At 28.9% G+C, this 15,664-nt stretch carries 13 protein-coding genes; 1 reads left to right on the forward strand and 12 read right to left on the reverse strand.

Features of this window, described 5'->3' with window-relative positions; all coding sequences use genetic code 11:
* Positions 1-274: 274 nt before the first annotated feature.
* Positions 275-1,081 (forward strand): alpha/beta hydrolase, encoded by an 807-nt coding sequence (locus CS899_RS07990; protein ID WP_100065666.1) that lies wholly within the window; start codon positions 275-277, stop codon positions 1,079-1,081.
* 31 nt (positions 1,082-1,112) lie between these two features.
* On the opposite strand, the gene CS899_RS07995 is transcribed toward CS899_RS07990, so the two are convergent.
* The 12 genes from CS899_RS07995 to CS899_RS08050 form a co-directional block, all read right to left on the reverse strand.
* Positions 1,113-1,889, reverse strand: a complete 777-nt coding sequence (locus tag CS899_RS07995) for an IclR family transcriptional regulator (RefSeq protein ID WP_100065667.1) — start codon at positions 1,887-1,889, stop codon at positions 1,113-1,115.
* A gap of 131 nt (positions 1,890-2,020) precedes the next feature.
* The gene (locus tag CS899_RS08000) at positions 2,021-2,926 is read right to left on the reverse strand and encodes a dihydrodipicolinate synthase family protein (RefSeq protein WP_242491893.1); all 906 of its coding nucleotides are present in this window, start codon (positions 2,924-2,926) and stop codon (positions 2,021-2,023) included.
* A gap of 18 nt (positions 2,927-2,944) precedes the next feature.
* Entirely contained in the window at positions 2,945-4,114 is a 1,170-nt protein-coding gene (locus CS899_RS08005; RefSeq protein WP_100065669.1) for a UxaA family hydrolase, read from the reverse strand.
* 9 nt (positions 4,115-4,123) lie between these two features.
* Positions 4,124-4,423, reverse strand: coding sequence for a UxaA family hydrolase (locus CS899_RS08010; RefSeq protein WP_100065670.1), 300 nt, complete (start codon positions 4,421-4,423; stop codon positions 4,124-4,126).
* A 33-nt stretch (positions 4,424-4,456) separates the two neighbouring features.
* Complete coding sequence (locus tag CS899_RS08015; protein ID WP_100065671.1) at positions 4,457-5,455, reverse strand: 2-keto-3-deoxygluconate permease; 999 nt, start codon at positions 5,453-5,455, stop codon at positions 4,457-4,459.
* Between the two features lie 211 nt (positions 5,456-5,666).
* A complete protein-coding gene (gene purD / locus CS899_RS08020; RefSeq protein WP_100065672.1) occupies positions 5,667-6,902 on the reverse strand; it encodes a phosphoribosylamine--glycine ligase in 1,236 nt (411 codons plus the stop codon).
* A gap of 9 nt (positions 6,903-6,911) precedes the next feature.
* Positions 6,912-8,438 (reverse strand): bifunctional phosphoribosylaminoimidazolecarboxamide formyltransferase/IMP cyclohydrolase, encoded by a 1,527-nt coding sequence (gene purH / locus CS899_RS08025; RefSeq protein ID WP_100065673.1) that lies wholly within the window; start codon positions 8,436-8,438, stop codon positions 6,912-6,914.
* Between the two features lie 21 nt (positions 8,439-8,459).
* On the reverse strand, positions 8,460-9,056 hold the full coding sequence (gene purN / locus CS899_RS08030) for a phosphoribosylglycinamide formyltransferase (RefSeq protein ID WP_100065674.1): 597 nt from the start codon (positions 9,054-9,056) through the stop codon (positions 8,460-8,462).
* Complete coding sequence (gene purM, locus CS899_RS08035; RefSeq protein WP_100065675.1) at positions 9,047-10,081, reverse strand: phosphoribosylformylglycinamidine cyclo-ligase; 1,035 nt, start codon at positions 10,079-10,081, stop codon at positions 9,047-9,049. Before purM ends, purN begins: the two co-directional genes overlap by 10 nt.
* An 11-nt stretch (positions 10,082-10,092) precedes the next feature.
* The gene (locus CS899_RS08040) at positions 10,093-11,334 is read right to left on the reverse strand and encodes an amidophosphoribosyltransferase (RefSeq protein ID WP_100065676.1); all 1,242 of its coding nucleotides are present in this window, start codon (positions 11,332-11,334) and stop codon (positions 10,093-10,095) included.
* Positions 11,335-11,341: 7 nt separating this feature from the next.
* Positions 11,342-11,821, reverse strand: coding sequence for a 5-(carboxyamino)imidazole ribonucleotide mutase (purE, locus tag CS899_RS08045; protein WP_100065677.1), 480 nt, complete (start codon positions 11,819-11,821; stop codon positions 11,342-11,344).
* A gap of 9 nt (positions 11,822-11,830) precedes the next feature.
* Positions 11,831-15,514, reverse strand: coding sequence for a phosphoribosylformylglycinamidine synthase (locus tag CS899_RS08050; protein WP_100065678.1), 3,684 nt, complete (start codon positions 15,512-15,514; stop codon positions 11,831-11,833).
* Positions 15,515-15,664: the final 150 nt, after the last annotated feature.

The following is a 15,664-nucleotide window of genomic DNA, read 5'->3' on the forward strand; positions in this document are numbered from 1 at the left end:
TACACCAACCAGCAACTCTCTAAGCTCAACATAAAGGTCTCTTCCAATCATAGTCCTATTTAATTACGTTTTATTTTACATTAAAATACTGATTTAGTCAAGTTTATATGCTTAACCATAAAATAGATATTATACAATATATAATTATTAACTTCTAAGTAAAGCAATTATATTAATACTTATGTATTTATCATAATAATCTCTTGTTTAATACATATTTATATATTCAAATTTCTTTATGATAAAATATAAATAAAAAAAGGAGTTGATTATATTGTATAAAGAAGATTTAATACCTTCATTTGATGGAACTGAACTAAGATACAGAGTTGATTCTGTAGAAAACCCTAAAGCTATTGTTTTGATATGCCATGGTTTATGTGAGCATTTAAACAGATATGATCATGTTGTAGAAAAACTAAATGAAAATAACCTTTCTGTTTACCGTTATGACCAAAGAGGTCATGGAAAATCTAAAGGAAAAGACGTTTATTTTAGTGATTTCAAAGAAATGGCTAAAGATGCAAACTTCTTTTTTGAATTGGCAGAAAGAGAAAATCCAAATAAGCCTATTTTTGTTTTAGGTCATAGCATGGGTGGAGAAACTGCTACTCTTTTTGGTACAATATATTCTCGTAAATCTAGTGGAATAATTTTATCTGGAGCTTTAACAAGATATAATGCTAAATTGTTTCCTCCTACATTAATGGACAAAGATGATGAATTTTACTTTGAAAATGCTCTAGGTGATGGAGTTTGTTCCGATGAATCTGTAGTAAAAAAATATATTTCAGATCCTCTAGTTAAAAAATTAATTTCAGTTAAACTTGTTAAAGAAATTACTAAAGGAACCCATTTTCTAAAAGAAAATGCTAAAGATTTTATTGCTCCTACTTTAATTTTACATGGTGCAAATGATGGACTTGTTGCTGAAAAAGATTCTAGAGATTTATTTGGAGAAATATCTTCTAAAGATAAAGGGCTTATTATTTACCCTAATCTTTTCCACGAAATTTTAAATGAACCTATAAAATTTGAAATTATTGATACTATTATAAAGTGGATTGAAGAAAGGATTTAAAAAACAACTGTAATATTACAGTTGTTTTTTATTACGATATTCCTAATCTATGTACCTTAGAGATTTCTTCAATTAGTTTTGCTTTTGATGATAGAGCTTCTTTTATTTTATTTATATTTTCATCTGTCCTTCTAAACATAGGATAAGTTACACTTAACGCTAACTTACTACCTTTATACATATTTATTGGAACGGCAATACAAGATGCAAATTCCATCGCTTCTTGATCATCATTTGAAAAACCAGTAGTTCTTACAGAGTCTATTTCTTTTATAAGGTCATTAATGTTTGTAATTGTATTTTCGGTATATTTTTTTAATTCAATATCTTTGTATATTTCTTCTATGTCTTCATTAGAAAAAAATGACAATAATGCTTTTCCAAGACCTGTACAATAAGCTGGCATGTACTTACCAACATAAGATAGAATTTTTATCGGTTGATTAGGTTCAACTTTCGCTAAATAATATACTTGATCATCTACTAATACCCCTAATTGGCATATTTCTTTACACTCATCAACTATATCTAACATTTCTTTTCTTATAATATCAACAACACTTAAATTTGCTGAATAAGATAGTCCTAATTGAAAAGTTTTAAAGCCCATTTCATAGTTTCCAAATCTATTTAATTTTAAACAGCCATTCTCTATCAAGGTATTTAATATAGGGTATATCGTACTTTTTGGACTTTCAATATATTCAGATATATCTTTTAAACTAAGTCCTTGTGGATTTTGATCTATACATTCCAATATTTTTAATACTCTCATAGTAGGCTGGTGTAACTTCGTTTCTTTTTCCATTAAATCACCAAATTATAATATTTTACTGAACTACTATTATACATTTAATTGTTATTTTCTACAACTAGATCTATATTTTCCTCAATATAAATACACCTATAATAAATATAGGTGTATTTATATTATCTATTCTATTTATTGTATTTTTTTAATACATTATCTAAAATTATTTTTGCCTTTTCAAATTTTTCATCATTAATTTGATTATAAGGAAAAATTGAAGTTGTGTTTATATTTAACCCTCTATATTTCATCAACTTTTTAAACAATAAGGAAAAATTACTATCTAAATTATACAATGGCATTAAATCATTTATACAAACTTGAATACTATTTGTTTTTTCAAAATCTTTGTTATTTGCTGCTTTTACCCAATCTCTCCATATTTCTGGAACTATATTGGATAATGCTGCTATACAACCATTTCCATTATTAAAAATATTAAGTAAAAATTGGTCATCATACCCTGAATATACCTCGAAACTCCCAAAATTATTTCTTATTTTCCTAATTAAACCAGTGGTGTGATAATAATCAAGCACTGAATCTTTTATACCTTTTATATTCTTATTTTCTTTTAAAAGTTTGTATAATGTATCATCTGAAATACTATTTCCAGAACGATCTGGAAAATTATAAATAAACATATCTCCTGAAATACTTTTTGCTATTTTATCAAAATAAATATATATTTTTTCTTGGTCTAATCCATAATAATATGGTGTAATTACTACAACAGCTTCATATCCCATATCAAGTACATAATTAGATAGCTCTATTGTTCTTTCTAGTTTTAGATCACCTGTTCCAGCATATAGCTTTGTCCTATCATTTGTGTATTCATAATAAAATTTTAAAAAATCTTTTTTTTCCTCTAATGATAGCCCTGTAAACTCTCCTGAACTACCTAATACTAATATACCATCCATACCATTATTTACAAGATGATCTATAACTATTTTATTTCCCTCATAATCAATGCTCTCATCTTCTTTAAATACTGTAATAGATGGAGTTATTATTTTTGTTTTTTCCAAATTTACCTCCATTCTATTTTAAACAAAATTACAACCTCTTTGTATAGCTGTTTCCATATATCCTAAAGATTCTGCTTTTGTTAACTTTCCGTTTAAAAAATCTATTAAATCTTCAAATAGTTCATTTGCCAATTCTTTTGTTGTTTTTTCTCCATATATAGTAGGACTTGAATCCCAATCTAAATTATCTGACATCATTTTATAAGTTTCTCTATTTCCAGTAATTTTTATAACTGGTGCTATCGGATTTCCTGTAGGTGTTCCTCTTCCTGTTGAAAAGACAACTATCTGACATCCACCTGCAACCATACCAGCTACAGAAGAAGGATCATTTCCCGGTGTATCCATAATTACTAATCCCTCCCCAGTTTTTAGTTGCTTTGAGTAATCATATACAGCATTAACAGGTGTTGTCCCTCCTTTATGAATACAACCTAAAGATTTTTCTTCTAAAGTAGTTAAACCTCCCTCTTTATTTCCTGGTGAAGGATTCCCCTCTCTAACCTCCTCTCCAGTATTTTCATATATGTGTTTTTCATATCTGTGAACTATCTCAAATATTCTATTTTTTACTTCTTCATTTTTGGCTCTTCTAGCAAGAATATGTTCTGCTCCGATAAATTCAGTAGTTTCACTCAATACTGCTGTTCCACCATTTTCAACTATTTTATCACTCAAAGCTCCTATTATAACATTTGATGATAATCCAGATGTAGGGTCTGAGCCTCCACATTCTGTTCCAAATATTATTTCGGACAAAGGAAATTCTTCTCTTCTTAAAAGAGCTGCTTCTTCTGACATTTCTTTAGCATATCTCACTGCTTTTTCTATAGTCTTTAGAGTTCCTCCTTCTTCTTGTATAACAAGACTTTTTATTGTTTTATTAGTTCTTTTCTCTATTGCTTCTTTTACAAGTTTTAATTGAGCATTTTCACAACCTAAAGATACTAAGACAACTCCATAAATATTAGGATTAGCTGCAAATCCAGCCATAGTATCTATTGTATATTCATGATCTATACCTAATTGTGAACATCCCAATTGATTATTAAAAGTAACCGCTCCACTTACTTGACTAGCTATAATTCTAGTTGTATCAGATGCACATACACTACAAGGTAAAATTAAAATATGATTTCTAATACCTACTCTCCCATCCGATCTTTTATAACCCCAAAATGTCCTCATTTTTACCCCCTATACCAAATCATCCAAATTTTCTCTTACACTATCAACATTATGTTCATGTACGTGGTTACCCTTATGTATATTTTTTGATGCAACTCCTATATGTTCTCCGTACTTAACTATATGCTCCCCTGTTTTTATTTCTTCTTTAGCTATTTTATGATATATTTTTATATCGTCAATAGCTTCAAAACATTCTCTTTTACCATCTAAATCTAAATAAACCACATTTAAACCTTTTATTATTTTTTCTCTTGCCACTACAACATTATCATTTTTACTAATTACTACTGCATTAATTTCTTCCATTATATTCCTCCTACTTAATTAATATCTATAATATTATTTAGTTGTTTTTGGAACTTTCCAATTCTTTTTACTAAAGTCTTGTCCTTCTAAAGGATATGCTGGACATCCATATTTTTTAGCCCACCAACTTGTAATAATAGGTATAAGTATTGCCGTTACTACAACTGACGCGGCAACTTGAGTTGTTGCTGTCGCTACATAAGGTGCCCAAGCTTTATCTACAGTTGCTACTACTGCTGGTACAGCTATTGCATTACCCGCTGTTGTTGAAACAGCCCAGCCTGCATAGCCTGGTCTTCTGTTTATTAATCTGTCACAAAGTACAACAATAGGTCCACTTATAAATACTGTTATAACACCTAATAATATTCCAGCTCCTCCTCCAGAAACTATATCGGTTATATTTATTCCTGCCCCTAAAGTCATTCCAACAAATGGTAATAACAATGATACACCCGGAGCTAAAAACTCTGATAAACTCTTGTCAAGATTTCCTAGTATCATCCCAAAAATTATTGGAACTAATACAGCTATTAATGCAATAAATGGTACATTTGCAAGTCCAGAAGCCCCTAACGTTAATAGTGTTAAAAATGGTCCATCATTTAATGCTAGAAAACTCATTGCTGTTTGGTCAACCTCATCACCATATGTAACATTTAACGCTAAATATAAAGAACCATTTGAATTTGTTATAGCACTAAGAATAGCTAATGTTGTTAAACCTAGAAAACCTGCCATTCCAAATACTTTTCCAACTAATATACCTATTATAGCTCCTATAACATACTTAGAAACTAGTAAAACTCCTCCTCTTTTTACTACTTCCATTAATTCCTTAACTCTTAACTGACTTCCCATACATACTAACTGGACCCCCATTATTGCTGTTGCTCCAGCATTTGTAAATACAGCTGTTGTAAAAGACCCTATTTGTAGAATATCTGGAAAAAACGTATTCACAATAGCTGACAAAAACATAGGTACTATCATCATTCCAGCTGGAACTTTTTTCAAAAATTTTAATATCACTTTAATCCCCCTTTCTTTTTTCGTAAATACGATTATATTTGTATATACGTTTTACATTTATAGAATAACTTCTCCTTATTTTTTTGTCAAGCAAAATATTTATTAATTTTATATTTATAATTTTAATTTATTACTGTAAACTAATAACTTTTTTAACAAACAAAAAAAAAGCAATATGATTATTAAAATATCATATTACTTTTCTTAACTACTAAATATCTTTTCTATAGTATATTCCTTCGTAGTAAATTCTTTCTATGTTTTCATATACTTTTCTTCTTGCTTTTTCTAATTTACTTTCTAATGCCGTTACTGAAAGTACTCTTCCTCCACTAGTTAAAAGTTTTTCATTTTCTCGTTTAGTTCCATTGTGAAAAACAATTATATCTGAATCTAAATTTTCAATTCCCTTAATTTCCATTCCAGTTTTATACTCTTCTGGGTATCCTCCTGAACAAAGCACCGTTGTTAAACAAACTTTATTTGACCAATCCAAATCATTTTTTTCTATTTTGTTATCTATAGTTTTTAATATAATTTCTACCAAATCAGATTTTAATCTTGGTAGTATTACCTCTGTTTCAGGATCTCCAAATCTAACATTAAATTCTAAAACTTTAGGACTTTCTTTGTCTATCATAAATCCTATAAATAAAACTCCATTATATGATAAATTTTCTTTTATTAAAGCTTTCTGAATATCTTCTGATATATTTATTAACTGTTTTTCAATTTCTTTTGTTAAAAGTGGATTCGGAGATATACAGCCAACGCCCCCTGTATTATCACCATTATCTCCTTCTCCTATCTTCTTATAGTCTTTTGCAATTTCTAAAGGAACTATATTATTTTTAGATACTAAACAAATTAAAGATGCTTCATATCCTTCTAAGAATTCTTCAACTACTACTTTATTTCCTTCATCTCCAAATATTCTATTAACAAAAATATCCTCTAATTTCTCTATAGCTTCTTTTTTGTTTTCACAAATGAATACTCCTTTGCCTTTGCAAAGTCCATCTGCTTTTATAACCAACGGATAATTAAATTCTTCTATCCCATTTAATGCCTCTTCAATATTTGTATATGAAAAATATTTTGCAGTAGGTATTTTATTTCTATAAAGAAATTCTTTCGTAAATTCTTTACTACTTTCCAGTTGAGCCGATTTTTTTTCAGGTCCAAATATCTTTAAGTTATTTTCTTTAAATAAATCTACTATTCCTTCACAAAGAGGATTTTCAGGTCCTACAATAGTTAAATCTATTTTTTTATCTAAGGCAAAATTTAAAATCTCATTATTATTCTTTAATTCTATATTCTCAGCAACCTCTAATGTTCCGCCGTTGCCATTTACACAATAAATCTTCTTAACCATAGTGCTTTGAGAAATTTTCCATGCTATTGCATGTTCTCTTCCTCCATTACCTATTATAAGAATTTTCATACTTTCTCCTTAATGTCTAAAGTGTCTTACTCCTGTAAATACTATTGCAATACCATATTTATTAGCAAGTTCTATTACTTTTTCATCTTTTATGGAACCACCTGGCTGAATTACTGCTTTAATTCCATATTTAGCAAGTAGTTCTACTGTATCTTCAAAGAAAAATGCATCAGATGCCATTATTGCCCCTTCTAGTTTTCCTTCAGCTCTTTGTAAGGCTTCCTCTACTGCCCAAGACCTCCTTACTTCTCCTTGACCAATTCCTACTGTTCCACCATTTTTAGTTATGACAATTCCATTTGAACTTACACATTTACAAGCTTTCCAAGCAAATTTCAATTCTTCTAACTCTTCAAATGTAGGCTTTCTTTCTGTAACTAAATTTAAGTCATCAAAAAACAAAATTTTATCTTTTTCTTCAAATAATATTCCATTAACTGTTTCTTTATATTCTGTTGTCTTTTCCTTATATTCTTTTAATTTTGGAACTTCAATTAATCTAATGTTCTTCTTACTAGTTAAAATTTCAAAAGCTTCTTTTCCATAGCTCGGTGCTATTACTATTTCTAAAAAATACTTATTAATAGAATTAGCTATTTCTTTTGTTACTTCCCTATTGAACACTACTACTCCACCAAATATAGATACCGTGTCAGACTCATAAGCTTTTCTATATGCTTCATTTATGTCTTTACCAATACCTATACCACATGGATTCATATGTTTTATTGCTACAACAGCTGGTTCTTGAAATTCTTTTATGTATCTTAATGCATTATGCATATCTCCGTAATTGTTATATGACAACTCTTTTCCATGTAATTGTTTTATTTCTATTTTGTCTTTTTCCTTAATTACATTTTCGTATAATACAGCCTTTTGATGAGGATTTTCTCCATATCTAAGATTTGTTTTTTTATTAAAAGTCATTGTCAATCTATCTGGAAATTCTTCTTTTGTGTATTCATTAAAATAGTTAGAAATTAGAGCATCATAATAAGCTGTGTAATTAAAAGCTTTTTTTGCTAAATTTAACTTGAATTCTATTGAATCATTTTTATTTTTTAAATATTCTACTACTTTGTCATAATCAGAAATATCTGTAACTATTAATACATCTCTATAGTTCTTAGCAGCAGCTCTAATCATAGATGGTCCACCAATATCTATATTTTCAATTAAATCTTCATGTGTAGAATCTTCATTATTCAAGACGTTTTCAAAAGGATATAAATTGTTAACTACCATATCTATAGATTCAATATTATTTTCTTTTACAGTGTTTACATGGTTTTCGTCATCTCTTTTGAACAAAATTCCACCGTGGATTTTAGGGTTTAAAGTCTTTACTCTACCTTCTAAAATCTCTTTAAATCCTGTAACTTCATCTATTTCAATTGCATTTATTTCATTGTTTTTTAATAATTTATATGTTCCACCTGTAGATATAATTTCCCATCCTAAATCTACTAATTTTTTTGAAAAATCTACAATTCCTTCTTTGTCATATACAGATACCAGCGCTCTCTTACTCATTTAAATCTCCTTTAATGATACTTAATTATTTACTTTATTTTGTTCTATATTTTTTATAGATTCTACTAAAATTTTGTGTTCTACTTCTAAAACTTGTTCTTGTAATTCTTTTGCAGTTGTTCCTTCTTTTATTTCAATAGCTTTTTGTTTTATAATTTTTCCAGTATCTATTCCAGAATCTACAAAGTGAGTAGTAGCTCCAGTTATTTTTACTCCTCGTTCTAAAGCTTTTTCATGTACTTTTATTCCATAAAAATCTTTTCCGCAAAAACTTGGTATTAATGATGGATGAATATTTATAATTTTATCCTTAAATTCACTAACTATACTCTCTGGAATTATTCCTAAATATCCTGCTAAAACAATTAAATCTATTTCTCTATCTTTTAAAATTTTCAATAATTCTTTTTCATATTCTGCACTATTTTTAAAATCTTTTTTAGATATGTGAATAGATTCTATATTTTCTTTTTTTGCTCTAATTAATCCATAAGCATTTTTATTATTTGAAATAACAACTTTAACTTTACTTTTTAGAACTCCACTTTTTACTGCATCTATAATACTTTGTAAATTTGTGCCACCACCGGAAACCATAACAGCAATGTTTAGTGACATAAAATAACTCCCTCATCACCTTTTATTACTTTTCCTATTTCAAAAACTTCTTCTTCAATATCGTTTAAATATTTTTTTACTTCTTCTTTTATATTTTCATTTACAAAAAATACTATACCTACACCCATATTAAAAGTAGAATACATTTCCTTAACATCTACTTTACCCCATTCTTGTAACAAAGTGAATATCTTTTGTGTATTTATTTTACTAACATCTATATTTGCAGTTAGTCCTTTTGGCAATGCTCTAGGTATATTTTCATATAGCCCACCACCTGTTATATGTGATATGCCGTTAATTTCAAATTTTTTAGTAAGTCCCAACAAAGGTTTTGTATATATTTTTGTAGGTTTTAATAATTCTGTTCCTAAATCTGTTCCTATTTCATCTATAAATTTATATAAATCGTAATCTTTTTCTTCAAATATAATTTTTCTTACAAAAGAAAATCCATTACTATGAACACCTGAAGATGGAAGTGCTAATATAGCGTCTCCTTCTTTTATATTTTTCTTGCCATCTATTATTTTATCCTTATCAACTATTCCTACAGCAAATCCAGCTAGGTCATATTCGTTTTCTTCGTATAGTCCTGGCATTTCAGCTGTTTCTCCTCCTATAAGGGCACAGCCTCCTTTTACACATCCATTTGCAACACCTTCAACTATTTCACTCATTTTTTCTGGAACTAATTTACCAGTAGAAATATAGTCTAAGAAAAACAAAGGCTCAGCACCTTGACACAAAATATCATTTACACACATCGCAACACAGTCTTCTCCAATAGTGTCGTGTTTATCTAATTCAAAAGCAATTTTTAATTTTGTTCCAACACCATCAGTTCCAGATACCAATACTGGCTTTTCATATTTGTCTTTATTTAGCTCAAATAGTCCAGAAAATCCACCAATATCAGATATTACTCCATCTCTATAAGTTTTCTTTATTAATGGCTTTATTAATTTTACTTCTTCATAACCTGCTTCTTTATCAACACCTGAATCTTTATAAGTTAAACTCATTTTAATTCTCCTTATATAAAATAATTATCGTAATATCCTTTATTTCCACAACATTTTTTCAAACCATCTAAACTCAAGTAATATAGAGAATCAGATTTTATTTTTTCTGAAACTTCTTCTACTGTTCTTCCATTGCTAATTAAATTTTCTACATTTGGAATATCTATGCTTAAATCATCTTTATTCACTACTGGAGGTGAAGCTATTCTTAAATGAACTTTTTTAGCACCTGCTTCTTTAAGCATTTTTATAAGTCTTTTTGTTGTAGTTCCTCTAACAATTGAATCGTCTACTAGTATAATTTCTTTTCCTTTTACATTTTCTACTATAGGATTTAATTTTATTTTTACATGTTTCTCCCTACTATCTTGTGTAGTTTCTATAAAAGTTCTTCCTATATATCTATTCTTTACAATTCCTTCCATATAAGGAATTTTAGAGGCATTTGAATATCCAAGTGCTGCTATTATTCCAGAATCAGGAGCTCCTATTACTATATCAGCCATTGTTTCTTTTTCTCTGTATAATTCCTCTCCCATTCTATATCTAGAGTTATAGACACTCACTTCCCCTATATAACTGTCTGGTCTTGCAATATACACCATTTCAAATAGACAAAGTTTGCTAAGTTCATTAGAGTATTTTTTAAATTCATATCCTTCACTTGTTCCTATAAATATTTCTCCTGGTTCTAAGTCTCTTAAGATTTTAAAGTCTATAGAATCTATTGCACAAGTCTCTGATGAAGCTACATATCCACTTTCGTCATAACCTATGGTCAATGGTTTTATTCCATTTTTATCTCTTATTGCCACTATTTTTTCATTATCTAAATAAATTAAGCTAAAAGCTCCTTCTAAATTAACTAAATATTCAAGTAATTCTTTTTTATTACCTTGAATTCTACTTCTCAATTCTTCATATGATATTTGAGATGTTATTTTTCCATCCATTGCCATAGAACAAGGAATCCCATTTTTCTTAGAAACAAAAGGAAGGGGGTTTTCTTCTTCAAATCTAAAGGCGTATTTTACATATCCAAGCCCCTTATTTCCATTAAATTTCCTCAAAACTTTATCGCTGAAATTTTCACTTACTAAGCCTTCTCCAACTAAGTAATTTAGCCTTTCATTTTCTATTGTTGCTATACCTACCTCAGCTTGACCTCTGTGTTGAACACCGTAAAGTCCATACTGTAAATACTTTATAGCATCTATATCTTCATTATTGAAAAATCCAAAAACTCCACTCATATATCACCTAAATTTCTAAATTATTGTTAATTTCTATAATTTCTTCTCTACTTTTTTCTTTTAATTCTTTTAACTTTGACCTTAATTCTTTATCACCTAGAGATAAAATTTTTCCTGCTAATATAGCTGCATTCTCTCCACCATCTATTGCTACTGTTGCTACTGGAACACCTTTTGGCATTTGAACAGTAGATAGAAGGGCGTCTAGCCCTTCTAATGATTTAGATTTAATAGGAATTCCTATTACTGGAACATCTGCAATAGCAGCTGTTACTCCTGCTAAATGGGCAGACATACCCGCTATAGCAATAACTACACCTATATCACTCTCTTCAATATTTGAGCAAAAATCTATTAACAAATCCAAAGATCTATGAGCTGAAATTACCTTTACTACAGATTCTATTTCTAGTTCATCTAATTTATTTACTACTTTTTCAGCTATTTCCTTATCAGAAATACTTCCCATAATTACTGCAACTTTCATATATTCCTCCTAATTAAAGTAATTTACCCCTGACTCAATTATCTTTGAGTATCCTTTTATATCACTATTTATAAATAACTCTTCTTCAATTCTTTCCACTAAACCTGTAAGTCCTATTATTCTTCCACAAGGACTCACTAGTCCTTCTATTCCCATTTCAGAATTAGTTACATTTGAATTTGCATAAGTTGTAACTACTTGATTATTTTCAAGTAATTTATCTTTTGCAGCTCCTAAAATTACTCTTCCTTGTTTTGTTGCCACTGGAGCTGTATAGATATCTCCTTCTTTCATTTCACTAAGCCACGGAGAATCATTTGTTATAACCTTAATGTTAGCTAAATCTGATATAAATGTATTATCTAAGTTTTTTGCTATTTCTATAGAAGTTCCTTCTTTTATTTCACCAAATTCTATTAGCCCAGAATTAACAAGTCCTATAAATCCAGCTCCTAATCCTATTATTAATCCATTTCTATTTTTCACTAAATCTTCTACTGATTCTTTTATTCTACTGTCGTTAAGTAATAATTCTAAAAATTTACCATTACTTTCAACTTCTTCACCCATCAAAGCACCGTTTGCAAAAACTAGTATATTGTTATTTCTTATTTCATTTGCCAATGTTTCTATAGATTTTTCAACTTCTTCTTTAGTCAATGTGTTAAATACTAATTTATTAACTTTAGCACCTGCTTTTAAAAATGCTTTTTCAGTATCATATTCTCCATTTGTTCCTGGTAAAATTGGAATTAGAACCTTAGCAATATCATCATTTGCTTTTTTTATTACTCTCTTGCTGTACTTTGGAATTATATTTTCTATTGAAATATCTTCTTTATTCATCGGATATACTTCTTCTAATACTTCAGTATAAATTTTTTCTAATTCTTTTAATGAAATTCTTTCATCCAATATAGTTAACTCTTTACTTGAATTTGTTTCTGCTATTAATTCTCCTACTTCATCTAATAATTTAAAATCTTCTGGTTTTACTTCTAAAATTAATGAACCTGGTAAATTTACAAATAATTTATTTTCTATATTTTCTAATACTTTTACTCCAATTTCATTTCCCATAGCCATTTCTGCTAATGTACTACCAATACCTGTAGGATTTACAGTTGAAGCTGAAAGTATCTTTCCTGCATTTACCATTTCTTTTATCTTTCTATATTTTTCTTTAAGCTGTGGAGTATTTAAAAGTCCATCTTCATCTATTTCTATTTCTACTAATACTAGTTTTGAACTATCTGACTTCAATTCTCTACTTACTATGTTTTCAATATTTTCTTTTACTACTGCAAAGCTAACTAAAGTTGGAGGAACTGTTATGTTTTCATATGTTCCACTCATACTATCTTTACCACCAATTGATGGAATCCCTAATTCTTTCATAGCCTTGTATGTTCCAAGTAAAGAATTTATAGGCTTGCTCCACTTTTCTGGATTGTAGTCTAGTCTTTCAAAGAATTCTTGAAAGCTCATTCTCGCTTTACTATAATCTCCTCCTAATGCTGTAATTCTAGCTAAAGATTCAATAACAGCGTAATATCCACCATGAAATTGTGTTTGTTCTGCCAAATATGGGTCATATCCATATGTCATTATTGAACAAGTTTTTGTAGGTTTATTTAATACTGGAAACTTAGATACCATTCCTTCTTGAGTGGTAACTTTGTTTTTCCCTCCTAAGTAAGAAAGCACCGTCCCACTTCCTATACTGTTGTCAAAGTTTTTAGCAAGTCCTTTTTGAGAACTATAATTTATATTTGTTAAAATATCTTTTATATTTTCTAAGTTTGTTTTATTGTTATCTTTATGATTTTCTGTTAAATAATTTATATTTTCTGGTCCTATTATTTTTACATCAACTTCTTTTCTAGCACCATTACTGTTTAAAAATTCTCTAGATAAGTTGATTATCTCTTTATTTCTCCATATCATTCTCATTCTTGGTTCTTCAACTACTCTTGCTATAACTGAAGCTTCAATGTTTTCCTCTTTAGCCAATTCTAAGAATTTTTCAATATTTGATTGTGATACTACTACTGCCATTCTTTCTTGTGATTCTGAAAGTGCAATTTCTCCACCTTGTAGTCCTTTGTACTTCAATGGAACAGCATCTAAATCTATTTCAAGTCCATCTGCAAGTTCTCCTACTGCTACCGCAACTCCACCAGCTCCAAAATCATTACATTTTTTTATTAATTTAGTAGCTTTTTCATCTCTAAATAGCCTTATTATATTTCTTTCTGCTAATGGATTACCTTTTTGAACTTCTGCACCTGCTGTTTCTAAAGAATCTTTCTTTTGTACATTTGAAGAACCTACTGCAGCACCTAAACCATCTCTACCTGTTTTAGCCCCTAATAGTACTATTAAATCTGTAGGTACAGGATTTTCTCTAACTACCCATTTTTTTGGTACAGCAGCTACAAGTGCTCCTAGTTCCATTCTCTTAGCTTCATAACCATCATGGTAAATTTCTTTTACAAGTCCACCTGCAAGTCCTATCTGATTACCATAATCGCTATAGCCTTCCATAGCTGACTGACATATTTTTCTTTGTGGAAGTTTTCCCTCTAATGTATTCTCGATACTAGTTCTAGGGTCTTTTGCTCCTGTTATTCTCATAGCTTGGTGAACAAACGCTCTTGATGAAAGAGGATCTCTTATTCCTCCACCTATGCAAGTATGTGCTCCACCATAAGGCTCTATTTCTGTAGGATGATTATGTGTTTCATTTTTGAATAATAGTAACCAGTCTTCGTCTTTTCCATCTACATCCACTTTTACTTCTATACTACAAGCATTAATTTCATCTGACACTTCCATGTCATCTAAAAGTCCTAATTTCCTAAGTTCTTTCATATTTATTGTAGCCATATCCATTAAAGTCATAGGCTTCTTGTTATTATGAACAAATTCTCTTGAGTTTTTATATTCGTTAAATACTTTTTCTATAATTTTTTTGTATTTTCCATCTTCAAATTTAATATCTTTTATTTCAGTTAAAAATGTTGTATGTCTACAATGATCAGACCAATATGTGTCTATGGTTTTTAATTCCCATATATTAGGTTCCCTATTTTCTTTTTTAAAATAATCTTGTACAAATTTAATATCGTCTAAATCCATTGCAAAGTTTGAAATCAATTTTTCTAACTCTTTATCTTCCATAGTAGTAAAATTCTTAATTATTTCTAACTCTTCTTCTCTATCTTCAAATACATAAACAGAATCATCATCTAACTTAATTTCTTTACTGTCTACTTTATTTATATAATAATTTTTAATTTTATCAGCTTCTTCTTCAGTAGCACCTTTTAAAATTACAATTTTCGAATGTTTTACAAAGCTATTATCATATCCAAAAAATTTTTTAATATATTCATTTGCCATATCTTCTCTTTGGTTGTACTGACCATCTTTAGGTATAACTCTAAAAGCTATTTCATTACTATTTAACTTAGGTATATCTTCATAAAATAAATCTAATTTACTATTTACAAATAATTTTTCTTTTAAAATTTCATATTCACTTTCTGTTATATCTACTAAATTATAAACATTTAATATTCTTATAGACTCTAAATTTTTTATCCCTAAAAAGCTTCTAAATTCCTTAAGGTATTTTTCATTTTCTACGTTAAATTCTTTTTTCTTTTCTACAGTAATAGTTTTATTCATAATCTCTCCTTAATATAATAAAAGCCAAAACGGGTAAGTTTATAAACCTACCCGCCTTGGCTTTTCTCCATTCGGTGTATTGCAATAATGCAACTATATCGCTTGGACCTGCAAAACTTTCGCTTTCGGAACCCTAGATATACTTTATAC

It is taken from the genome of Miniphocaeibacter massiliensis, assembly GCF_900232905.1.
GTDB classification, from domain to species: domain Bacteria; phylum Bacillota; class Clostridia; order Tissierellales; family Peptoniphilaceae; genus Miniphocaeibacter; species Miniphocaeibacter massiliensis.